Genomic DNA, 24,025 nt, shown 5'->3' with positions numbered 1-24,025 from the left:
GATTTTAACAAAATTTTAGCTATAAAAAAGGGGCTGTTTTGCAACAGCCCCTAGTATTTAGTGCTTTAGATCAACTAACTATAGGTTATCTAAGAAACGTTCTGCATCAAGTGCAGCCATACAACCCGTACCCGCAGAAGTAATTGCTTGACGGTAGATGTGATCACACACATCACCTGCAGCAAACACACCAGGTACACTTGTTTGTGTTGCGTTACCGTTTAAGCCAGACTCAACAACTAAATAGCCATCTTTCATTTCAAGCTGGCCTTCAAACATATCAGTATTAGGTTTGTGGCCGATTGCGATGAATACACCGGCAAGATCTAGGTTTTCTGTCTCTTCAGAATCAGTTGCTTTGATACGGATGCCTGTTACACCCATTTCGTCACCAAGCACTTCATCCAAAGTACGGTTGTAATGAAGAACAACATTACCGTTGGTCGCTTTTTCATTTAAACGATCAGCTAAGATTTTTTCACTACGGAAGCTATCACGACGGTGGATAACATGCACTTCATCTGCAATGTTTGATAAATAAAGAGCCTCTTCAACAGCAGTGTTACCACCACCTACAACGGCTACTTTTTGACCGCGGTAGAAGAAACCATCACAGGTAGCACAAGCAGAAACACCACGACCTTGGAAGTTAGTCTCTGATTCTAAACCTAAGTATTTAGCTGACGCGCCGGTTGCGATAATTAATGCATCACATGTATACGTGCCAGAGTCACCTGTTAAAGTGAAAGGGCGTTTTGTTACATCAACTTTATTAATGTGGTCAAAAACGATTTCTGTTTCGAAACGCTCAGCGTGTTCTTTCATACGCTCCATTAACGCAGGGCCAGTTAAACCATGCGCATCGCCTGGCCAGTTTTCAACTTCAGTGGTTGTCGTTAATTGACCACCTTGTTGAATACCAGTAATAAGAACCGGGTTAAGGTTGGCACGTGCTGCGTATACCGCCGCTGTGTACCCCGCAGGGCCAGAACCTAAGATTAATAGTTTACAGTGTTTTGCGTCACTCATGGTTTTTCCTAAAAACGTTTCAATACGATGTCTATGCGCCCGATTCTAAGAAAAACAAGGCGGATGTAAACAAAAGCGCTGATTATTTTTTTAGTCAAATCGCTAAGCTGTCAAATAATCCTTACTGATTATAATTTAAATGCTTCTTTTTGCTTATAAAGTGAGCTGTTCGTGAATTGTTATGTGATCTAAGTACGGTAATTCATGACCAAGCAATAATTTTTTGATATGTTTTAGCTAATTTTGATATTAGCTCGCGGTATGAGCTAACTAAACGAACAGGCAATTATGGTATTTTGGCAGGAAAAGCCCGCTTTTGGGCTGACTACAGAAGACGTTCAAGTCTTAACAAATGCAAAAGAGTATCGCACTGAACTATTGCGTCTAATTGGTTCAGCAAAAAATAGAATTTATATTACCGCTTTGTATTTACAAGATGATGAAGCTGGCCGTGAAATTTTAACTGCATTACATCAAGCCTCGCTTGCTAACCCTGAGTTAGAAGTTAAAGTGCTGGTCGATTTCCACCGTGCTCAACGAGGTTTGATTGGCGCAGCAAAATCTGATGGCAATGCCAGCATGTATTGTGATTTTCAAGAGCAGTATCAATCAAATGTGAAAGTACATGGTGTTCCTGTTAAAGCGAAAGAGCTTTTCGGGGTACTGCATCTAAAAGGCTTTGTGATTGATGATACATTTTTATACAGCGGCGCGAGTTTAAATAATGTATATCTGCAGCAAGATGACCGTTATCGCTTAGACCGTTATTTTTTAGTTCATCAAGCAGGCTTATGTAACTCGGTTATCGATTTTATCGAAACCCATCTTTTAAGTTCAGCGGCGGTCCCACGGATTGATACGCGACCACTTATTAAATTTAATGATATTAAAGTCGCCCAAAAACAATTGATGCGTGAATTAAAATCGGCAAGTTATGAAAGTGCTGCAGAAGCGAGTGCTGGTGAGCTGGGTGTGCGCTTATTCTTAGGTTTAGGTCGCCGAAGTAATAAACTGAATCGTTTAATCAAATCGTTATTTGATACCACAGAGCAAGAACTTGTTCTTTATACCCCTTACTTTAACTTTCCAGCGCCTTTAATGCGCTCATTACGTCGTTTATTAAAACAGGGTAAGCAAGTAACTATTGTGGTAGGGGATAAAACAGCAAACGATTTTTATCTGCCGCCAAGTGAACCATTTAGTAAGATTGGTGCATTACCTTATTTATACGAAACGATTTTGTATAAATTTTTAAAGTCACAGAAACGCCATATCAATAATGGTAATTTGAATGTTTATCTTTGGAAGCATGAAAGTAATTCTTTTCACTTAAAAGGGATTTGCGCTGATAAACGTTTGCATTTATTAAGTGGCCATAATCTAAATCCGCGTGCATGGGGCTTAGATATTGAAAACGGTATTTTAATTGACGACCCTAAGCAGCACATTCTTGAGCAAATTGAACAAGAAAAGCAGGCTATTTTACAGCATTGTCGTCGCTTAACTGGTCCACAAGACTTAGAAACGATGGATGATTATCCTGCACCGGTTAAAAAACTGTTGGGGCAGGCTAAACGTGTGAAAGTTGATTTTATTATCAAACGTTTTATTTAATCGGAAATTAAAAAAGCAGCGAAAGCTGCTTTTTTTGTGTTTAGATATTAGCTATCTACTTTACTTCTGTTGAGCATCTAAAGACTGGCCGTTCACTTCTTTAGAGTCGTCGCTCATCAAGTATAAATAAGTCGGCATTAAATCTTCAGGTGTTGCTAACTTATCTCTATCTTCACCAGGGTATGCTGATGCACGCATCGATGTGCGAGTAGCACCTGGGTTAATACAGTTTACGCGAATATTAGTTTTACCCACTTCACAAGCCCACGTTTGCATCATGCCTTCAACAGCAAATTTTGAGATTGCATATGCACCCCAGTGTTCGCGGCCTTTGCGACCCACACCAGATGAAGTAAAAATAACAGATGCACTATCTGATTTACGAAGCAGTGGAAACATGAATTTGGTGATCATAGCTTGTGCGGTTACATTCACTTTCATGATGTTTTCAAATGTTGATACACAGAAGTGCTCAAGCGGACCTAATGAACCTAAGATACCTGCGTTATTAAGTAATCCATCTAACTTACCAAACTGCATTTCGATGGTTGCAGCTAGATCACGGTAGTTTTGTTTAGTGGCACCTTTTAAATCCATCGGCACGATGGCCGGTTGTGGGTAGCCCGCGTTTACGATTTCGTCATAAACACATTCAAGTTTATTGGTTGTTTTTCCTAGTAAAATAACAGTGGCACCATGCTTTGCATAAGTTAATGCGGCAACACGACCAATGCCGTCACCAGCACCTGTTATTAAAATTACTTTGTCTTTTAGCGCATTCTCTGCGGCTGTATAAGTATGCATAAACGTACCATCGATTAGATTTTTCATCATTTTACCATAGCAAAAAGCCAAGTTATCGAATTTATTGCAAATTAAGGTGGCGAAAATTGAAACTTTACGTTAACTTTAACTGGTCTAATGTCTTATTAATAATCTAATTACATTAAATTAACTTAGAATAAAGGTAGTAGAATAACTACTTTTAACCCTGAACACACAATAACAATAATATTTGCGCGGAGCGAAATTATGAAAAAACTGCTACTCTCACTAGCCATTGCGTCAGCCATTACTGGCTGTGGTGGAGGAGAAACATTAGAAGATGTTAAAAATGATAATCCTCCTGTTCTCCCAACCGCGACAGTAAAATTTGACCCAGCGAACAGTGTAATCTCAGTACCGAATGATTTACTGATGAGTGGTACCCTTGATGGTACTTTAAACATACCGGGTGAATTAGACGACAACAATGTCAGCGTTGAACGCGCAGCCTATGCCGATCCACAACTAGCACTGGGCGCGCTTGATGGCTGGTCAACACAAACTCCGTTTAAAATCGATTTAACTTTCCCTGCGGGGATCTCTCTTGATATGACATCTGCTGCTTCACCAGGCGCTGTGCGTATTTTTGAAGTTGTAATGGGTGCAAGCCAAACAGATGAAACTTGCTCGCAAGTCCCAGCAGGTATTGCTTGTAAACTAGTGTCTGAATTAACCTTTGGCGTAGACTTCGTCACTCAAGGTTCTGGTGATGCAGTAGCTGTGATCCCACTTAAACCATTTAAAGCTGGCAGCACTTACATTAATGTTTTGACAACATCATTAATGGACTCAGAAGGTCGTTCAATCGAGCCATCTTCAACATATGCGCTAGTGAGCGAAGAGACTACGCTTATTACTGATTCGCAAAAGTCACTTCAAGCAGTTATCAATAGCTATGAAGATGCAGTGACATCGGGCGGTGCCATCACAAAAGATGAAATTATCTATTCTGCTGCGATGACTATGCAATCAGCAGGTCAAGTGCTTGGCACAGTAAAGCAACTTCTTGCCGCAAGTTTAACGCAAGATGCACTTCCAACGCCGATGGTGCAAATTCCTGAGCAACCAGTCATTACAGTTGAGCAAGTATTCGCATCACAAGGTATTACCGGTGTGTCACCTGTATTTGGTGGTGTGCAATATCAAAAGGGTAGCGTGATGTTACCTATGTATTTAGCCACACCAACCGGCGCAACGGTTAACGATTTATCTGCAACGTATTGGCAAGGTTTATGTGACAGTGGTGTAGCTGTATTAGGTTATGCAGCTGCTGCGGGGGATTCATTCCCAACAGACCCTATTAGCGAAACTGATGGCCTTTGTATGGCGTTAAGTGGTGGCAAGTTACGTGATTTAGGCTTAGATCAAACTAAACATCTAACTAAGTACAACACAATTCCAAAAACACAAAGTATCGCTAATGTACCAGTGCAAATTACTAAACCAATTTTACCTGTGATCAATGCAGTGCGAGCTCAGCTTGGCTTAGACGCATTAAGCATGCCTGAGACAGGTTGGCCTGTTGTTATCCTTCAGCACGGTATTACTTCTAAAAAAGAAGATATGCTAGCAATTACAGCGCAGCTAACAATGCAAGGCTTTGCAACAGCAGCAATCGATCACCCTATGCATGGTGAGCGTGGTATTGATGTAAATGGTGACGGTACTGATGATTTTAATGCTTCTACAGGTTCTGTATTAAGCTACATGAATTTACAGTCGTTATTAGTAGCGCGTGATAGCTTACGTCAATCAGTTGCAGATTTACTTGGTTTACGCTTAGGTCTTAACTTTACAGGTGCTGCTGATTTAAATGCGCAAGATGTATCATTCTTAGGTCATTCATTAGGCTCGGTAGTTGCTCCAGCATTTGTTGCTGTGACTAATGCACCGCTTGCTGACCAAGTTGATCCAATGTTCAACGTGAAAAGTGTGGCACTTGCCAGTGGTGGCGGTGGTATCGCAAGCTTCTTAATTGAGTCAAATACATTTGGTCCATTTGTACAAGGATCTGTATTACTTGCTGCGGGTATTGATGAGTCAGCTGAGTTTGGTGCCTATACTCAAAATGAAGCATTATCAAACTGTGGTGCGCTTGCTGCTAATCAAACCGCGTTCGTTACATGTGCCTATAAAGAATATATTGGCGCGTTAACGGTTGCGGGTGAAACTGCAAAACTTGCAAATATTCAAAGTGTGATCACTCAGTTTGCTTTTGCTGCGCAAACAGCCCTTGATAGTGGTGATCCATCTAACTATGCATCATCTGTTGCAGCGCTTGGCACGCCAGTGTACATGAGTGTAGTGGTTGGCGATGGTGCTAACAACAATGCTGATATGGTTATTCCACCAACAGTATCAAGCAACCCAATTGCTGGTAGCTTACCTCTTGCTAACCTAATGGGTTTATCAACCGTTGCTGAAACACAAGGCCCGACAGCTGATGCAATGAGCTATGTGGTTAAATTCACTAAAGGCCATCACAGCTCAGTGTTAACACCTGTTGCAACCGCTGATTCTGGTGCGACTGCTGAAGAAAGTGCTGCGGCAACTGCAGAAATGCAATTGCAAATCGCGACGTTCTTAGCAAGCCGTGGTCAATATCTTCAGGTTACCAACCCAGACGTTGTTACAGAATAATCGAAACCTTACTAATTAAGTAAAACCAATTAAGTAAAAAGCCACTTTATGTGGCTTTTTTTTACTTTAAAGCGTGGTAAATTGTGCCGATGCATTAATAAATGGAGAGTTTGATTGGAATTTTTATATGAATATGGGTTATTTTTTGCAAAGACCCTCACATTTGTCATCGCACTTGCGGTGATTGTAGCCATTATCATGGGCGCTGCAGTAAAACCCAAAGCAAAGAAAGGGGAGATAACAATTGATGATTTGAGTGAGCAACTTGATGACTTAAAACAAAGCTTTATAGCAAATACCCTTTCCAAAAAAGAGCTCAAGGCTCACCAAAAACAGCAAAAATCTGAAGCAAAAAAACAGCACAACGACGAGCCAAAATCACGTTTGTATGTAATTGATTTTAATGGCAGTGTTGATGCCCACGAAGTAGAAAGCCTGCGCGAAGAAATTACCGCTATTTTAACCATCGCTGACAAAGAAAAAGATCGCGTGCTGGTACGCCTTGAAAGCGGCGGCGGTGTGGTTCATGGTTATGGTCTGGCGGCATCTCAACTGCAACGCTTACGCAATGCTGGCATTCATTTAACTGTTGCGATTGATAAGGTTGCGGCAAGTGGGGGCTATATGATGGCCTGTGTGGCCAATGAGATAGTGGCGGCACCTTTTGCAATTGTTGGCTCGATTGGCGTAATTGCGCAAATTCCTAACTTTCATAAAATTTTGAAAAAGAATGATGTGGACTTTGAGCAAATTACAGCAGGTGAGTACAAGCGTACGTTAACTATTTTTGGTGAAAATACCGAAAAAGGCCGTGAAAAATTCAAAGAAGAAATTGAACAAACCCATGGTTTATTTAAAACCTTTGTTAGTGAGCAGCGTCCGTCTCTTGATATTGATACTGTTGCAACCGGTGAGCATTGGTTTGCTACACAAGCGTTTGATAAAGGCTTAGTTGATAAGATTGATACCAGTGATGATATTTTATTGAGCCAAGCGAAAGAGCGTCAAATCTATAAAGTGAAGTACCGTATTAAGAAGAATTTAAGCGATAAGCTTGCCGTAGGTTTAAGTTCAGGGGTAAGTAAAGCGGGTGTTAGTTTAATGTCTCGCTTAAAAGGCTTAAACCCATAATCCAGCACTATCAATAAAAAACCCGCTAACTTAGCGGGTTTTTTATTGGCTGCGAATAAGTCTTTACTTAATTGACTTATGATAGTCCTCTAAATCTTTAGCGGCATTTGGGTCGTTAAATACGTCCTCATCAAATTCACCTTCAGATTTTGCGACCACGCAGGTCACCATACAGTCACCTGTTACGTTAACAGCGGTTCGTGTCATATCAAGTAAGCGGTCAACACCAATGATGATTGCAATTCCTTCTACAGGCAAGCCTACTTGGTTTAACACCATGGCTAACATAATAAGGCCGACACCTGGCACACCTGCAGTACCAACAGAGGCAAGTGTTGCAGTTAAAATAACCATTAAGTAATCAGAAATTGTTAAGTCAACTGAAAATACTTGTGCGATGAACACGGTCGCAACACCTTGCATAATTGCTGTGCCGTCCATGTTAATGGTTGCGCCTAAAGGTACAGTAAACGAAGCAACTGAGTTGTGCGCACCTAATTTCTTGCTCGCAGTTTCAAGGGTAATAGGCATAGTTGCACTTGAGCTAGATGTACTAAATGCAAATAGACAGGCGTTTTTCATCTTCTTTAAAAACATCACAGGGTTAAGACCAGTGAACATTTTTAATAGCACACTGTAATTAACAAAACCGTGGAATAATAACGCGAATACTACTACACCGAAGTATAAAGCAAGGCTTTTAATTAATTTTAGGTCAATGGTAGTAAATAGTTTAGCCATCAAGAAGAAGACACCATAAGGTGCAATGTTCATCAGTAGGGTAACAAGTTTTAAAATTACTGTGTTTAAGTCTTCGAACACACTTGCAACACGTTGACCTGCTTTACCACTTAGGGCCATAGCAACACCAAACAGTAATGCAAAAACAATAACCTGTAACATGTTACCACTTGCCATAGCGTCAATAGGGTTTGTTGGGAACATACCAATAATAACTTGTGCAAGGGTCGGTGCTTCTTTTGCACTGTAGTTAGCATCAGAAGGTAAGTTAATGCCCTCACCAGGATTAACTAATAAGGCTAAAGTAATAGCAACAGTAATGGCGATTGCTGTTGTCGCTAAATAAAGCAAAATAGACTTACCACCTAAACGGCCTAATTTTTTAGGGTCACTTAAGCTACAAGTACCACAGACTAATGATACAAAAACCAGTGGCACGACAAGCATTTTTAAGCTTGCAATGAAAATTTGGCCACCAACATGGAAAATACCATCAACAAAAAATGCTTTAATTGGTAAAGAGAATAACCCTAGTGGAATAAGGAAATCGTCTTCACCCGCTAAAATGGCTTGGAAGATAAAACCAACGATTACACCCAGTACCATACCTACCATGATACGAGATGTAAGGCTTAAAGATCGTACTTTTGACATACACCCAGACTATTTTTTTATAAATTTTGTCATAGACTACCAGCATGAAGATTTTTATACAGAAAAATTCGATAAATAGTGAAATAAATTCGTTGCCTTTAAAGGAAAAAAATTATGATCTTCGTTTAATTTTTAGGTTAATATTAGGTAAACAATCAAATAAGTAAAAAATAGCTAACTAGGGAGAGGTCGATGCCTTTATTGCGATGGCTAAGTGTTTTAGTTTTCATCTCATTGTTAGCCGCCTGTGGCGGTGGTGGATCATTAGACAGTGATTCATCAGACGGAGATGATGGCACAACCGTAGAGACAAACTATGTTGTGTCTGTTCAGGGTTACAGCCAATCAACGACGGAAACAGCGAATGCAGTTACAGCAGACGCACCGTTAACCATTTCGGCAACACTCACTAACAATGATGAAGCCGTAGTTGGTGCTGTAATTAACTTTAGCCTCAATGGCGATATCGGTTTACTAGATCCTGTTTCTGGTACCGACCTAACCGATACAGACGGTGTGGCATCTATTACGTTAACTGCGGGCGATACTGCTGGTGCGGGGATTGTTACTGCAACATATGTAATCGACAGTGAAACCTACACTGATACCTTTGGATTTACTTCCGATGGCTCTGAAACCGATGACTCAAGTGTCAGTGGTAGTGTGACTCTTAGCTTGAACATCGTAGATAGTTCAGGCCAGCCATTCTCTCTTGATAACCCAGTAAGCAAAGATAACAAGGGTACGGTTACAGCGACTTTACTTGATGATGATACGCCACTGGATGGGCAACTTATTTCATTTACTACGAACTATACAGGTAAAATCACGCCTGTATTGGGCACTGCTTTAACGGACGAAAACGGTGAGGCATACGTTACACTTAGTAGTGGTGACTCTAAAGGCGCAGGACAAGTTGTAGCTACTTACACAGATGAAAGTGGTAACAGCATTACAAAAGTAGCTGGGTTTATTTCAAATGGTGATGATGCTCCTGTCGAAAGTGCTGAAGCTGAACTTGATATTAAATTACTTCAAGGTTGTGCGACTGATTGGGACGCTAATCGCAGTACAACATCTCTTGAAACGACTTACTTAACGTCAGGTTGTACGGTTGTAAATCAGTTCTCATCTGACGAACTAATCGATGTCATGGTCAAAGTAACTGATACAAGCTCGGGTGACGGTATCGACGGTATTATTGCTGAGCTTTCGACTGATCTTGGTGGTTTATTACCAGAATCAGGTAAAGCGCTAACGGATAACTTTGGTTTTGCCATTTTAAAATTACAGCCTGGCGCAAACAGTGGTGCGGGCGAGGTTACTGTGACTGCTAAGTCTGTGACTTCTTCAAAAGCATTTGAAATTGCAACAGCTGAGTTGAGCGTTGAAATTTCAAATGGTCTATATAATAAGCTAGATGACTCAGGTAATGTTATTGATGACGAATTTGTGCCGCTTGCTGCAGGTGCGACAACTGTCATCACGGTTACAATTTACGATGCATCAGGTGATTTATATGTTTCGCCTCTTGATGTTGAGTTCACTTCAGGGTGTGTTGAGTCAGATTTATCTGTAATGGATGAAACCGCAACCAGTATTAGCGGCATTGCAACAGCAACATACAGAAGCAACGGCTGTAACACTTCGCAGGGTGATACAGTAACGGCGACAGTATTAACTGGTGGTACGCCAAAAGTGGTATCAGTAAATGTGCCAGTATCGGCTGCTGAAGTAAGCGCAATCGAATTTGTAGAAGCGTCTGCTAATGTGCTTGCATTAAAAGGCACGGGTGGTGTGTCACGCCAAGAAACAAGTCAACTTACATTTAAACTTACTGATGCAATTGGTAATGTTGCAAAACAAAAACGCTTAGATTTCCGCTTAAGTTCGACCAATGGTGGTATTTCTCTCTCTGAAGTAACTGATGCAAGCGGTTACTCGCATGCTAGTGTGTCAACTGACTCAGAAGGCTTAGCGCGCATCCAAATTAACTCTGGTTTTGTGCCGCAAGCAGTGCGTGTACAAGCTTGTTATATTCCTGATGATCAAATCCCAACGGATCAAAACAACAATGTGACATGTTGGAAAGAGCTTTTTGACGAATGTCTTCTAGATGAAGCAGACCGTGATAGCAATGTATCATGTCCGACAGGGGAACTTTCGTTAGTTGCACTTGATGAGCAAGTAACCAGCGTGTCAGATCTTGTTTCAATCAGCTCTGGCTTACCTGATGGTAATAGCTTTACTGCTGGCCCAGAAATCATCAACATTGAAGCATTAAATTACATTGGTGATACTACGGATATTTCGGTTTATGTTGCAGATCACTTTAATAACCCAGTACCAGATGGCACGTCGGTTTATTTAACGACTGAAGGTGGCGCTGTAGGGACATTAGATGGTGAGGAGTTTAATCCTCAACTTGAATGTAATACTGTTGATGGTGCGTGCGTTGCACAGTGGCGTTCACAAAATCCGATTCCATTTAGCGAAGATAAATGGGGCAACAAAATTAATAGCACTAATCCAAAAACAAGTGCAATTAACTGCGACCTTTATTTTGGTGTGGCAGCACCTTGTATGGCGGGCATTTTAAATGCCGCGTTTGATGACGATGGTGTACCGCTCGGTGGTCGTGCAACAGTGCTTGTGACAGCCAAAGGTCAAGAGTCATTTATCGACATTAATGGTAATGGTCGTTTTGACAAAAATGAATATTATAGTGGTTATGACTTACCAGAAGCCTTTGTTGATCATAATGAAAATGGTGTTTATGATGGCTTAGCAGCAATTTATGATCCTGTTACAGCAACGATTACAAAGGCTGCTGAAAACTGCCAAGAAGGTGATGCAAGCGACCCATGTAGCGCAACGAACACAAATGCAGGTCATACTGAAGAGAACTTCGATATTGACTTAAATGAGATGCATACACTTGCTGATGGTAAGTATAACGGCCTTGAGTGTTCTGAAGATGCGACAGAGCCAGATGAAGATGCAACATTTGAAAGTTTATGTACAAAAGAGCTAATTGATGTTCGTGATTCGTTTGAGATCATTATGTCAGGGAGCTTTGCATACAGTCGCTTCGTGGTAACAAAAGATGAGCTTCGAAATCGCTTTGCTGAAGCACTCGCTGAAACAACAGAGGACGATCCAACTGTATTTACAGATAATGCGATGCAACTTGCTGTGGATATTGAGAACTGTAGTACTATTTATCGACAAGCAGATACTCAGTCAGGTGCAATTATCGCTCGTTTAGAAGCGACAGCGAATACTGACTACTGTGATTTAGGCTCTATTAACATTACTACCGCTGATTCGGGTAATCAGTTAGCAGCACTGAGCTTTGAGATTTATTTCTCTGATATTTATAACAATCCAATGCCATCTGGTACAGCGGTTGCAATTAGTGCAGATAATGGTGATTACAGTGGTACATCTGGTTTTGATATAGGTAATACAAGCCGAACAACAGCGACTGGGGTTGCCCTTACGATTAGCCGTGAAGCTGATCCAAATGATAAAACAGATGGTTTCTTAACAGTTGAATTCACAACAGGCAAAGACAATGTTTCAACTGCTACAATAGCAATAAGTGACGATGGCTAATAAGTAGTTATTTGTTTAAATTTAAAAAAATGCCAACCAGAAGGTTGGCATTTTTGTTGCTGTTCTATATATTCCCCTTGAAATTACCGCAAAACACCACATTGACTAAATTAGCAACAAAAATTGTTTAATTATTCACTCAATGAAGAAAAGTTTCGATTAAAAGCTTGTAACAATTGGTGTTTGTAGATATACCTATAAATATTCGTGCTCCAATGTTAAAAAATCATACTTATTTGTTTAATGTGATGGATATACATTTATAAGGGCAAAAAACTTTTAAAATATTCGGTCAGAAATAGGCAACTATGGGCAAATCACTTGTAATTGTAGAGTCTCCAGCAAAGGCAAAAACAATTAATAAATACTTAGGTAACGATTTCATCGTAAAGTCCAGCGTTGGACATGTGCGTGATCTACCAACTTCAGGTTCGGGCAAAACGAAAACTGCAGCAACAAAAACGCCTGCAGAAGTTCGAAAAATGTCACCAGAAGAAAAAGCTGCCTATAAAAAGCAACGCGATTATAAAAATCTTGTTGCCCGTATGGGTATTGATCCTGAAAAAGGTTGGGAACCGCATTACGAAGTCTTACCGGGCAAAGAGAAAGTTGTTCAAGAATTAAAAAAACTTGCTGAAAACGCCGATAAAATCTATCTCGCAACCGATTTGGATAGAGAAGGGGAAGCGATTGCATGGCACCTCGAACAAATTATCGGTGGCGAGCCTGAAAAGTATAAGCGAGTTGTTTTTAACGAAATAACTAAAAATGCAATTCAACAGGCATTCGAAACACCCGGTGAACTAAACACTGACATGGTCTACGCACAGCAAGCGCGTCGTTTCCTTGACCGTGTAGTGGGCTTTATGGTGTCGCCATTACTGTGGGCTAAAGTTGCTCGTGGTTTATCAGCAGGTCGAGTGCAATCGGTAGCAGTGCGTTTGCTTGTTGAGCGAGAGCGTGAAATTAAAGCATTTATTCCAGAAGAGTTTTGGGATGTGCATGCCGATGTAAAAAATAGCGAAGCTGCACTTCGCTTAGAAGTGACTAAACACGCTGATAAGGCTTTTAAGCCTGTAAATGAAGCACAGGCAATGTCTGCCGTTAATGAACTTGAAAAAGCCCAGTACAAGGTCATTAGCGTTGAAGAAAAGCCAAGTAAAAGTAAACCAAGTGCACCATTTATTACCTCAACCATGCAACAGGCAGCAAGTACACGCCTAGGTTATGGTGTTAAGAAGACCATGATGTTGGCACAACGCTTATATGAAGCGGGTCACATTACTTATATGCGTACCGACTCAACAAACCTATCGAAAGATGCTGTTGAAATGTGTCGTGATTACGTGACAGAGCAATTTGGTGAAAAGTATTTACCAAAAGCCCCAATTAGTTATAGCTCTAAAGGCAATGCGCAAGAGGCGCACGAAGCGATTCGTCCTTCAAGCGTTACCGTGCTCTCTGGTCATTTAGACGGCGTTGAAGCGGATGCTAAAAAACTGTATGAACTTATTTGGCGTCAGTTTGTTGCTTGCCAAATGGTACCCGCTGAATATGACCTAACCACATTAACGGTAGGCGCAGGTGATTATCAGTTAAAAGCAAAAGGTCGTGTACTTCGCTTTGATGGTTGGACAAAGGTTCAGCCAGCTGTTCGTAAAAAGAATGAAGAAGACCAGTCGCTGCCTGCGGTTAAAGAGGGTGAAGTACTCACATTAGTGGAGTTAGACCCTAAACAGCACTTTACAAAACCACCTGCACGTTTTAGTGAAGCAAGCTTAGTTAAAGAATTAGAAAAACGTGGTATTGGTCGCCCTTCTACGTATGCATCAATCATTTCAACGATTCAAGACCGTGGTTATGTACGCGTTGAAAATCGCCGTTTCTTCGCTGAAAAAATGGGTGAGATTGTTACAGACCGCTTAGTCGAAAACTTTGAAGATCTGATGAACTTTGATTTTACCGCTAAGATGGAAGGTCGTCTGGATGATATCGCAGAAGGTGAGCGCGTATGGACACAAGTACTCGATAAATTTTATGCAGACTTTTCAACTCAGTTGGAAATTGCTTCAGGTGATGAAGAGCAAGGGGGGATGCGTCAAAACCAAATGGTTGAGACAGATATCGATTGTCCAACTTGCGGCCGTAAAATGGGTATTCGTACCGCCTCAACGGGCGTGTTCTTAGGTTGTACGGGGTATAACTTGCCACCTAAAGAGCGTTGTACAACAACCATGAATTTGGTGCCTGGTGATGAAGCGATTGCTGCCGATGTTGAAGACGTTGAAACAGAATCATTGATGCAAATGAAGCGTTGCCCAATCTGTGAAACGGCAATGGATTCATACTTAATTGACGAAACGCGTAAATTGCATGTGTGTGGTAATAACCCAGCTTGTAAGGGTTATATCGTTGAACAAGGTACCTTTAAAATTAAAGGTTACGACGGCCCAATTATCGAATGTGATAAATGCGGTTCAGATATGCAGTTAAAATCAGGTCGTTTTGGCAAGTACTTCGGCTGTAGTAATGAAGAGTGTAAAAATACACGTAAATTACTTAAAAACGGTGAAGCAGCGCCGCCAAAAGAAGACCCAGTTCATTTACCAGAACTTGAGTGTGAAAAGTCAGAGGCATATTTTGTACTGCGTGATGGTGCGTCAGGTATTTTCTTAGCGGCAAATACCTTCCCTAAATCACGTGAGACACGCGCACCTAAAGTGGAAGAGCTGAAGCGATTTAAAGACCGTATCTCTGAAAAGTTTTATTATCTAGCTGATGCGCCAACACAAGACCCTGATGGTAACCCATCAATTGTTCGTTACAGCCGCAAAAATAAAGAGCAGTATGTAATGAGTGAAGTTGATGGCAAAGCGACAGGTTGGACCGCTCACTATCAAAGTGGCAAGTGGGTAGAAGAGAGTAAAAAGAAAGCGCCAGCTAAGAAAAAAGCCACGGCTAAGAAGTAAATTTACCTTCATATCGAAAGGGATTGCAGTTGCAATCCCTTTTTTTTATGTCCTGCGAATGTCGTTTTTTACCAATCTTTACTTTTAGGCTGTTGTTATTGTGTCATCAACATCAAGACAGGAGATTTAAAATGCAAACACGTTTATCACAACAGCAAGTATATTCACTTAACCCAGGCCTCGTTAAACACTTAACAGGACTGAGCACACTGCCAGAAGGTACAAATATAACCGCGAAGCTTGCTGATTTAGTCAGACTCAGAGTATCGCAAATTAATGGCTGTGGTTTTTGTCAGCATATGCACTCAGCAGAACTCAGAAGCCATGGTGAACGTCAACAGCGACTAGATGTACTGGCAGCGTGGCGAGAAGTACCAGTATTCTCACAAGAAGAAGTAGCTGCACTCGCCTGGGCTGAGTCATTAACAAATATCATTGATAAGCATGTTGAAAATGATGTGTACAATCAAGTGTCAGCTATCTTTAGCGAAAATGATATCGTGGCCCTAACGACGGTTGTGTTAGAGATAAACAGCTGGAATCGCATAGTTAAAGCGTTTCACTTTATCCCTGAATTAACAGAATGAGGAAAGGAATATGAAGTTTACACTTGCCCTTAAGGTCAACGCGTTAGTCAATATCACATCAGCATGTGCGTTTTTCTTCGGCAGTACTTTATTTTTACCCTCATTTATAGAGTACGCCACAGTCGGTGTGGTGTTATTCATGATAGGTTCGTTATTATTTTTATTAAGTGCTGTGGCGGATTTTAATAGCCATTAAAATAAAAAACCGGAGCGCACATCATTGTGTCATTCCGGTTTTTTCTCATTCTTTCAAACGTTTAATTAGATTTGTACGTCTGTAACTTTTTTATAGCCTTCAGCTTCAAGCTCATCGTTTACACATTTTAAAACGTATGGCTTTAATTCTTCGTTGCTGATGTCATCATCTTTCGCCCAGTTTAAACACATTTCAGTGTATTCTTTGATCATTTCAGCAGATGCTTCAGGTGCTTCGTTAGCGATTGCATTTGTTGCAGACACACTTAAAACAGGTGCCAAAATTAGTGCTAGCAATGCTTTTTTCATTTAATTATTCCTAATCAACAAAATTAATTATTACCGGCTAAATTGCACAGTAATGGTGCGCAATGTGTATCTCACTTTGCTTGAGTGAATTTATAAACTAAATCTCTAAAAAAGATAACGAAATTTTTTTATCGTAAAGATAAGCAAAAAATCAGCGTTGTTTTAACCTACAATGCTGGTAAAAGCGTTTTGTTTCCACGTATTATCTCGTTAATTTTAAAGGAAAGAGATTTTAGTTATGTCTGAACACGTGACTCATTCAAAAGTAAAGAAAGTACCAACCAAACTAGAGCAAATTGTTGAGAGTTTTATTTTTCGTTCGCGTTGGTTATTAGCGCCATTCTTTATTGGCTTATTAGTCGCAGTGGTATTACTGCTGCTAAAGTTCTTTAAATATTTATACAGCATGGCCTTAAATACGTTTACAGCGTCAAACCAAGAGCTTTTGGTTGGTATTTTAACCTTAGTTGATACTGCACTTTTAGCAGGGCTCTTGCTGATCATTATTTTTAGTGGTTACGAAAACTTTGTTTCAAAGTTGAATATAGAAAACCACGAAGACAGGCCTGTGTGGATGGGGAAGGTTGGTTTCTCAGGTCTTAAGATGAAATTAATAAGCGCCATTGTTGCCATCTCTGCTGTAGAGCTTTTGAAGGTATTCATCAGCTCAAATAACCATTCGACAGATGAATTACTCTGGAAGGTACTCATTCATGTCACGTTTGTGGTGTCGGGCGTGTTATTTGCACTAACCGATTACATTAATAGTAAAACCATGAACCACTAATACCAATCCGCTTAATTAAGTAGTCTATTTTGAGGCGATAAAACCTCGTTGATAACAAGGCAAAAATTTAGTTATTTAGTTGTTCTAAATGAGGAATTTTTAACGCAGTTAGCGACAGGTTTAATCCCTCAAAATGATTAAGTATTATTGCCGGTTGGTATAATACCACGATTAGTCATAAAAAAGCCCTGCATTGCAGGGCTTGGTTTTTAACAACTGATGATTAATAATTCAGGGTTGCATAAAAACAACCGAACCCGGGCAGAGTGACTGTATTATTGTTTAAATCAGCTGTGTGATGAGAAATCTCAGTATGCTGTGAAGACACAGAATCAGAGAGTGTTAGGTCGCTAGTATCAGCACTTAAATTGAAAGCGCAAAGCATTTTAACGTCGCCAAGTGTTCTATAAAAAGCAAGCACTGGCTCTTGCGTGTTCAAAAACTCAATATCGCCTTCAAGCAGTACGTCTTTATCTTTACGCCATGCCATAAACTCACGATACGCATTCAGGATTGAATCTTTATCTTGATCTTGTGCGCTAACAGCAACGGCTTTGTGTGCATCGCCTACAGGTAACCAAGGTTTTACTGTAGAGAAGCCTGCTTGTTCAGGATCCGTTGCATCCCATGGCATTGGTGTACGACAACCGTCACGGCCTTTAAAGTTTGGCCAGAATGTAATGCCGTATGGGTCTTGTAAGTCTTCAAATGCGACTTCAGCTTCACCTAAACCAAGCTCTTCACCTTGGTACATACACACGCTGCCACGTAAAGACGCTAACAGGGCAGTAAGCATTTTACATTGCTGCGGATTGATAGTGTTATCTTTACTCCAGCGGCTAGCAACACGCTCTACGTCGTGGTTACTGAATGCCCAACATGGCCAGCCTTCAGTCATGCGTTGCTCAAGAGTACTTACTGTTGTACGAATATATTCAGCGCTATAGTCGTTAGTCAGTAGCTCGAAGCTATAACCCATGTGAAGTTTGTCACCACCTGATGTGTACTCAGCCATGGTTGCAAGTGAATCTTCAGATGAAATCTCACCTAATGCAACTGTGCCAGGGTACTTGTTTAGTAGGGCACGAATGTCCTGCATAAAACTCAGGTTCTCAGGTTGCGTATTATTGTAGTAGTGATACTGGAACGCATAAGGATTGTCTTCGCTAAAGCCACGGCCTTGACGCTTTTCAGGTGGCTTAGCAGGATTATCACGTAATTGAGCATCGTGATAGCAAAAGTTAATTGCATCTAAACGGAAGCCATCAACGCCTTTTTTAAGCCAAAACTCAACATTGTCTAATACAGCTTTGCGAACTTCAGGATTATGGAAGTTTAAATCTGGCTGCTCAGCAAAGAAGTTATGTAAGTAATATTGACCACGGCGCGGTTCCCATTGCCATGCAGGGCCACCAAAAATAGATAACCAGTTATTTGGTTGTGTACCGTCTGGTTTAGCATCTGCCCACACGTACCAATCGGCTTTGTCGTTGGTTTTGTCTTCACGGCTATCAAGGAACCATTGATGTTGATCTGAGGTATGGCTCAATACCTGATCAATAATGATCTTGATATCACGTTGGTGCGCTTGCGCGATAAGTTCATCAAAATCATCAAGATTACCAAACAATGGGTCGATATCACGATAGTCACTGATGTCATAACCAAAGTCTTTCATTGGTGATTTAAAGAAAGGTGAAACCCAAATAGCATCAACACCTAGGCTTTTTATATAATCAATGCGATCAATGATACCTTTGATATCACCAATGCCATCGCCATTGGTGTCTTGGAAACTGCGCGGATAAACTTGATAAATAACCGCACCTTTATACCACTGCTTTTGAGCCATGTTTTTCTCCATCGTGACACTCAGTGTGTGTAAACTGTTAGGCAACCACTACTGTATATGTTGCCGGAATGTCAAAAGCATACGTGAAGGGTGAGATACTGTAAAAACTCTGCATACGTATGCACGCCAAATTCATCGTTGACCTCAGTAAAATTTATTAGCTTGATTTAAAATTAAACAACACGAATTTAGCATCTTAAAATTTACCAATTAGCAATATAGCCGTCTCATTACAATGCAAAATGCCAGCTTGGTGCATAATATAGCTGGCTTACACCACAATGGTGCAACGCCGTTATTGGTAAGACCAATTATCATTAGTATAGCCTTGTACCTATTGCTGTTGCGTTAAGTCGCCAATATACCGAGATAAATGACTTAGCACCTATCTATGTAGCCAAAATGGGAGCAAAAATATAGCGAAATTGTTTCATTACTATTAATTTACACTGAAAATCTGATAAATCATTTATATTCAATTGCTTAGTTGGTGCTTTTGTAAAGATGTTGTTAATTTTTGTTATGTTCGACTACGCTGAATACGTATGCATAAATTTGTTAAGAAAATAATCAGAGCGTTAATATTCAATTCGACAACAAAATCAGTCAGCGAATAACAGCTATTATGTAAATGAATAACTGCAACACGTTGGCATTACAATTTGGGTAATGGGAAAACATCATGTCTATGTTCAAACCAAGTATATTAACTCTGGCTTTAACAGCCGCAGGTTTAAATAGCTTTGTAGCGTATGCTGCAGAAGAAGACCAAAAAGCAAAAAACGATAACGTTGAAGTTATCGAAGTAAAAGGTTTTCGTGGCAGTGTTGTAGAATCTATTAATACTAAACGCTTCACGCCTGAAGTCGTTGAATCAATCTCAGCAGAAGATATCGGTAAATTACCTGATTCATCAATTGCAGAATCAATCGCACGCCTTCCTGGTTTAACAGCACAACGTCTAGACGGTCGAGCTAGTCGTGTAAGTGTTCGTGGTTTCAGCGAAAACGAAAGTGCAACAACATTCAACGGTCGTGAGCAAGTATCAATCGGCGACAACCGTGGCGTTGAATTTGACCTTTACCCATCAGAAATTATGAGTGGCGTAACGGTATATAAAACACCAAGCGCAGGCATTGATGCTGAAGGTATCGCGGGTGTTATCGACATGCAAACTGTTAAACCTTTAAGTAAAGGTGAACAAGTTATCATGTTCAACGGTCAATACGAGCAAACGGGTTTTGATAAATTAAACCCAGACGGTGACGATAGCGGTTTCCGTGGTACGTTCTCATACATTGATCAATTTGCTGATGACACTATCGGTGTTGCATTTGCTTACAACACAATGAGCTCTCCAAACCAAGAAAAACGTTGGAACTCTTGGGGTTACCCTGAATTTACTGGTGATGACGGTAATACTTATTCAATTTTAGGTGGTGCTAAACCATTCGTTCGTTCATCGACTCTTGAGCGTGATTCAGCAATGCTAGTAATTGAAGCTGCGCCGAATGACCGTCTAAACATGACATTTGATGCTTTATATGTAGATTTCTCTGATGAGAAAATCTTACGTGGTATTGAAGTACCATTTGCTTGGGGCCAAGGTTCAATCGACCCAAGCTCAGCAGTAGTTGATGCTGACTCTGGTTTTATCACTAGCGCAGTAACAGAAGGACAACGTGTTGTTGTTCGTAATGACTACGAAGAACGTAACGCTGAGCTAACTCAGTTTGGTTTCAATGCAAAATATGACATCAGCGATGATTGGTCAGTTGAATTTGATGTAAGCCGCTCTGAAGTTGAACGTCAAATCTGGAGTATCGAAAGCTACTCAGGTACAGGCCGTGGTGATGCAAATGGTGTTGCTGACACAATTGGTTATGAATTTGACGGTGGTAACACAGGCGCGCAATTCAGCCACAACCTTGATTACAGTGATTACGACCTAATTCAACTGGGTGGTCCATTATCATGGGGTGCGAGTGCTGCTCTTAACGATAAATACGGCTTAACAGGTACTGAGTATCAAAACACAGCACAAGATGGCTTTATCAATGCACCAGAAATCAATGATGAACTAAGCACATTGAAACTTGCTGCAAGCAAAGTACTTGATAACGCTTATATCAGCCGTGTGTCATTTGGTATGTCTTACCGTGACCGTGAGAAGAGCAAAGTGTCTGAAGGTTACTTCATGACATTAAAAGATTTCTCATTATCTAACCCGGGTATGTTATCAATCCCTGAGCAATACCGTTTAGGCACAGCGAGCCTTGACTTCATTGGTATGGGCAACATGGTTGCTTACGATACAAACGGTCTAGTAAACGATGGTTATTATAACCTTCTTCAAGAAAGCTTAACTGATTCAAAACACAAGACACAGTCTTGGACTGTACAAGAAGAAGTGACAGCGTTCTTTGCGCAAGCTGATATTAATGCTGAAATTGGTTCAATTCCTGTAACAGGTAACGTTGGTGTTCGTTATGTGAAAACTGAACAGTCTTCACAGGGCTATGCTGCTAACACAGTGGATGGTTTAGTTGTTGTATCTCCAACAGATGTAAGCCATGACTACAGCCATTTCTTACCAAGCATCAACTTATCGTTTGCAATTGATGAAGAGCAAACTGTTCGTTTTGGTGCAGCGAAAACGATTTCTCGTGCTCGCTTAGACGAAATGAACGCGTCAGTTAATGCGTCTTACAACCAGCAACCAGATAACAATGGTAACTACTGGAGTGTATCAGGCGGTAACCCAGAACTTGAGCCTAAAGAAGCAACAGGTTTTGATTTAAGCTATGAAAACTACTTCCATGAAGAAGGTTACTTTGCAGCTGCTGTATTCTATAAAGATATCACTCAGTGGATTTTCGATGGTTCTTACGAAATCGACATGAGCGGCGTAGCTGACCCATCGACTGGTGAGATCCCTGCAACTTCAACAGGTACGGGTTCTGGTAAAGTAAATGGTGGCTCTGGTGACCTATGGGGTTATGAGCTTTCATTAACACTACCATTCACTATGTTTAGTGAATCACTTGATGGTTTTGGTTTAATTGCAAGCCACACTGCTGTTGAGCAAGATATTACTGACCAAAATGGTAACGATTATGAGCTTCCTGGTCTATCTGACCAAATCGATAGCTTAACAGTTTACTTTGAGCGTAACGGTTTCCAAGCACGTACAAGCATGCGTAAACGTAGCGACTTTAAAGGTGACGTATACGGTCTAGGTTTTGCGACTACACAAGTTGACATTAAAGGCGAAACAATTTGGGATGCTCAAATTGGTTATGACTTTAGCGAAGGCGGTGTAGAAAGCCTTGACGGTTTATCTGTAACTTTCCAAGTACAGAACATCACAGAAGAGCCGTTCACTTCACTACAAGGTGATAACTCACTTCAAGTACGTGATTACCAAGACTACGGTCGTACATTCCTGTTAGGCTTCAGCTACAAGCTGTAATTAGCTAAAACAGCGATAGAAAATTGCCCTTGTGATTTGTTTTACAAGGGCTTTTTTATATCAGTGAGCTACACTCAATGAATTAAATTTAGTGTTAGGTGTACTATGGAATCAAAAAAAATAACCAAGGTAGTGATTGCCGGTGGTGGCACAGCAGGGTGGATAACCGCTGCGTTACTTAATAAAGTGCTGGGTAAAGTGATTGAGATCACCTTGGTTGAGTCAGCAGAAATTGGCACTGTTGGTGTAGGTGAAGCGAGCATTCCACCTATTTTGCATCTAAATGGTGCGCTTGGCATTTCTGAAAAAGAATTTATTAAGGCTACTGGTGCAACGATTAAACTCGGTATCGAGTTTGAGAATTGGCGCAGCCAAGGCCACCGCTACATGCATGCCTTTGGTGAGATAGGTAAAGATTTTCCGTTTTGTGAATTTTACCATTTTTGGTTAAAAGCACATCAAGCTAACAATGCACCTGACTTTTGGGATTTTTCACTTAACTATCAAGCTGCCAAAGCACATAAGTTTGCCCACCTTAAACACATTCCTAACACCCAGTTAGCGGGCTTACATTATGCTTACCATTTTGATGCCACTCGATATGGCGAATTCTTAAAAGGATTAGCGCAATCACGGGGAGTAAATCGCATTGAAGGCAAAATTGAATCGGTTAATCAATGTCATCAGAGCGGGCATATTCGCTCTTTGCTGCTTACAAATGGCGAGCATATTGATGGCGACTTATTTATTGATTGCACCGGTTTACGTGCTTTATTGATAGAACAAACTCTTAATACTGGCTTTGAAGATTGGTCACATTGGTTACCATGTGATAGTGCGATTGCGGTGCAAAGTGAATCAGCTGCTGATGCAATTCCTTATACACGTTCAATTGCAAGAGAGTCAGGCTGGCAGTGGCAAATACCATTACAGCATCGTGTAGGAAACGGCATTGTATATTCTTCTCGTTTCTTATCAGATGAAGCGGCAAAGCAACAGCTCTTAGAAAACCTACCTGCTAAACCACTGACAGAGCCCCGCGTTATTAAGTTTAAAACAGGTCGTCGCTTAAAGCAGTGGCATAAAAATGTGGTATCGGTTGGCTTATCGAGCGGATTTTTAGAGCCATTAGAATCGACCAGTATTCATTTAATTCAAAGTGCAGCTATTCGTTTAATTAAGTTTTTTCCTCATCAAGGTATTAAACAAAGCCTTGTGGATGAATTTAATCAACAAAGTAAAACAGAATTTGAGCGAATTCGTGACTTTATTATTCTTCATTACAAGATTACTGAGCGTGATGACAGTGCGTTTTGGCGTTTTTGTAAAGGCATGGATATTCCAAGCAGTCTTAAAAAGAAAATTGAGCTATTTAAAACCAGTGGCAAACTCATTAGAGAAGACGATGAGCTATTCGCCGAAGTTGCGTGGCAGCAAGTGATGATAGGCCAAGGGCTAATTGCAGAGGATTACCATCCATTAACTGATGCGTTATCAGATGAGCAATTAAATGAGTTATTTAGCAATTTAAAAACCTTGATTAACAGCACTGTCGAGCAGCTGCCGAGCCATAGTCAATTCTTAGAAAAAGTACAAAATTAA

Annotated in this window: 15 protein-coding genes; 10 read left to right on the top strand and 5 right to left on the bottom strand. The window is 40.6% G+C overall.

All coding sequences use genetic code 11. The annotated features are described in order from the left end of the window. Nucleotides 1–78: 78 nt before the first annotated feature. Entirely contained in the window at nt 79–1,029 is a 951-nt protein-coding gene (gene trxB / locus NH153_RS16120; protein WP_063705728.1) for a thioredoxin-disulfide reductase, read from the bottom strand. A gap of 288 nt (nt 1,030–1,317) precedes the next feature. Here trxB and pssA point away from each other — a divergent pair, with 288 nt between their 5' ends. Then, a complete protein-coding gene (gene pssA / locus NH153_RS16115) occupies nt 1,318–2,643 on the top strand; it encodes a CDP-diacylglycerol--serine O-phosphatidyltransferase (protein ID WP_063705726.1) in 1,326 nt (441 codons plus the stop codon). A gap of 60 nt (nt 2,644–2,703) precedes the next feature. On the opposite strand, the gene NH153_RS16110 is transcribed toward pssA, so the two are convergent. Continuing rightward, on the bottom strand, nt 2,704–3,447 hold the full coding sequence (locus tag NH153_RS16110; RefSeq protein WP_063706185.1) for a YciK family oxidoreductase: 744 nt from the start codon (nt 3,445–3,447) through the stop codon (nt 2,704–2,706). A gap of 228 nt (nt 3,448–3,675) precedes the next feature. Between NH153_RS16110 and NH153_RS16105 the strand changes: the two genes are divergently transcribed. Together NH153_RS16105 and sohB are read left to right on the top strand one after the other, a co-directional pair. Continuing rightward, on the top strand, nt 3,676–6,108 hold the full coding sequence (locus NH153_RS16105; RefSeq protein ID WP_063705723.1) for a VolA/Pla-1 family phospholipase: 2,433 nt from the start codon (nt 3,676–3,678) through the stop codon (nt 6,106–6,108). A gap of 114 nt (nt 6,109–6,222) precedes the next feature. Continuing rightward, nucleotides 6,223–7,239, top strand: a complete 1,017-nt coding sequence (sohB, locus tag NH153_RS16100) for a protease SohB (protein ID WP_063705721.1) — start codon at nt 6,223–6,225, stop codon at nt 7,237–7,239. Between the two features lie 63 nt (nt 7,240–7,302). Here sohB and NH153_RS16095 read toward each other — a convergent pair whose 3' ends face one another. After that, a complete protein-coding gene (locus NH153_RS16095) occupies nt 7,303–8,634 on the bottom strand; it encodes a dicarboxylate/amino acid:cation symporter (RefSeq protein ID WP_063705719.1) in 1,332 nt (443 codons plus the stop codon). 192 nt (nt 8,635–8,826) lie between these two features. Here NH153_RS16095 and NH153_RS16090 point away from each other — a divergent pair, with 192 nt between their 5' ends. From NH153_RS16090 to NH153_RS16075, 4 genes are all read left to right on the top strand, one after another. After that, the gene (locus NH153_RS16090; protein WP_063705717.1) at nt 8,827–12,252 is read left to right on the top strand and encodes an Ig-like domain-containing protein; all 3,426 of its coding nucleotides are present in this window, start codon (nt 8,827–8,829) and stop codon (nt 12,250–12,252) included. 308 nt (nt 12,253–12,560) lie between these two features. After that, nucleotides 12,561–15,221, top strand: coding sequence for a type I DNA topoisomerase (topA, locus tag NH153_RS16085; protein ID WP_063705715.1), 2,661 nt, complete (start codon nt 12,561–12,563; stop codon nt 15,219–15,221). 131 nt (nt 15,222–15,352) lie between these two features. Next, complete coding sequence (locus NH153_RS16080) at nt 15,353–15,808, top strand: carboxymuconolactone decarboxylase family protein (RefSeq protein ID WP_063705713.1); 456 nt, start codon at nt 15,353–15,355, stop codon at nt 15,806–15,808. 10 nt (nt 15,809–15,818) lie between these two features. Then, on the top strand, nt 15,819–16,004 hold the full coding sequence (locus NH153_RS16075) for a YrhK family protein (RefSeq protein WP_063705710.1): 186 nt from the start codon (nt 15,819–15,821) through the stop codon (nt 16,002–16,004). A 65-nt stretch (nt 16,005–16,069) separates the two neighbouring features. Here the strand turns inward: NH153_RS16075 and NH153_RS16070 are convergent, their stop codons facing one another. After that, complete coding sequence (locus NH153_RS16070; RefSeq protein WP_063705707.1) at nt 16,070–16,312, bottom strand: hypothetical protein; 243 nt, start codon at nt 16,310–16,312, stop codon at nt 16,070–16,072. Between the two features lie 238 nt (nt 16,313–16,550). On the opposite strand from NH153_RS16070, the gene NH153_RS16065 reads away from it, so the two are divergent. After that, complete coding sequence (locus NH153_RS16065) at nt 16,551–17,099, top strand: TIGR00645 family protein (protein WP_063705705.1); 549 nt, start codon at nt 16,551–16,553, stop codon at nt 17,097–17,099. 223 nt (nt 17,100–17,322) lie between these two features. On the opposite strand, the gene NH153_RS16060 is transcribed toward NH153_RS16065, so the two are convergent. Next, nucleotides 17,323–18,951, bottom strand: a complete 1,629-nt coding sequence (locus NH153_RS16060) for an alpha-glucosidase family protein (protein ID WP_063705702.1) — start codon at nt 18,949–18,951, stop codon at nt 17,323–17,325. 682 nt (nt 18,952–19,633) lie between these two features. On the opposite strand from NH153_RS16060, the gene NH153_RS16055 reads away from it, so the two are divergent. Together NH153_RS16055 and NH153_RS16050 are read left to right on the top strand one after the other, a co-directional pair. Beyond that, a complete protein-coding gene (locus NH153_RS16055; protein ID WP_063705700.1) occupies nt 19,634–22,423 on the top strand; it encodes a TonB-dependent receptor in 2,790 nt (929 codons plus the stop codon). Nucleotides 22,424–22,528: 105 nt separating this feature from the next. Continuing rightward, nucleotides 22,529–24,025 (top strand): tryptophan halogenase family protein, encoded by a 1,497-nt coding sequence (locus NH153_RS16050; RefSeq protein WP_063705697.1) that lies wholly within the window; start codon nt 22,529–22,531, stop codon nt 24,023–24,025.

The sequence above is a fragment of the Pseudoalteromonas gelatinilytica genome (assembly GCF_001641615.1).
GTDB lineage: Bacteria > Pseudomonadota > Gammaproteobacteria > Enterobacterales > Alteromonadaceae > Pseudoalteromonas > Pseudoalteromonas gelatinilytica.
This window is presented reverse-complemented; position numbering and strand designations above follow the sequence as displayed.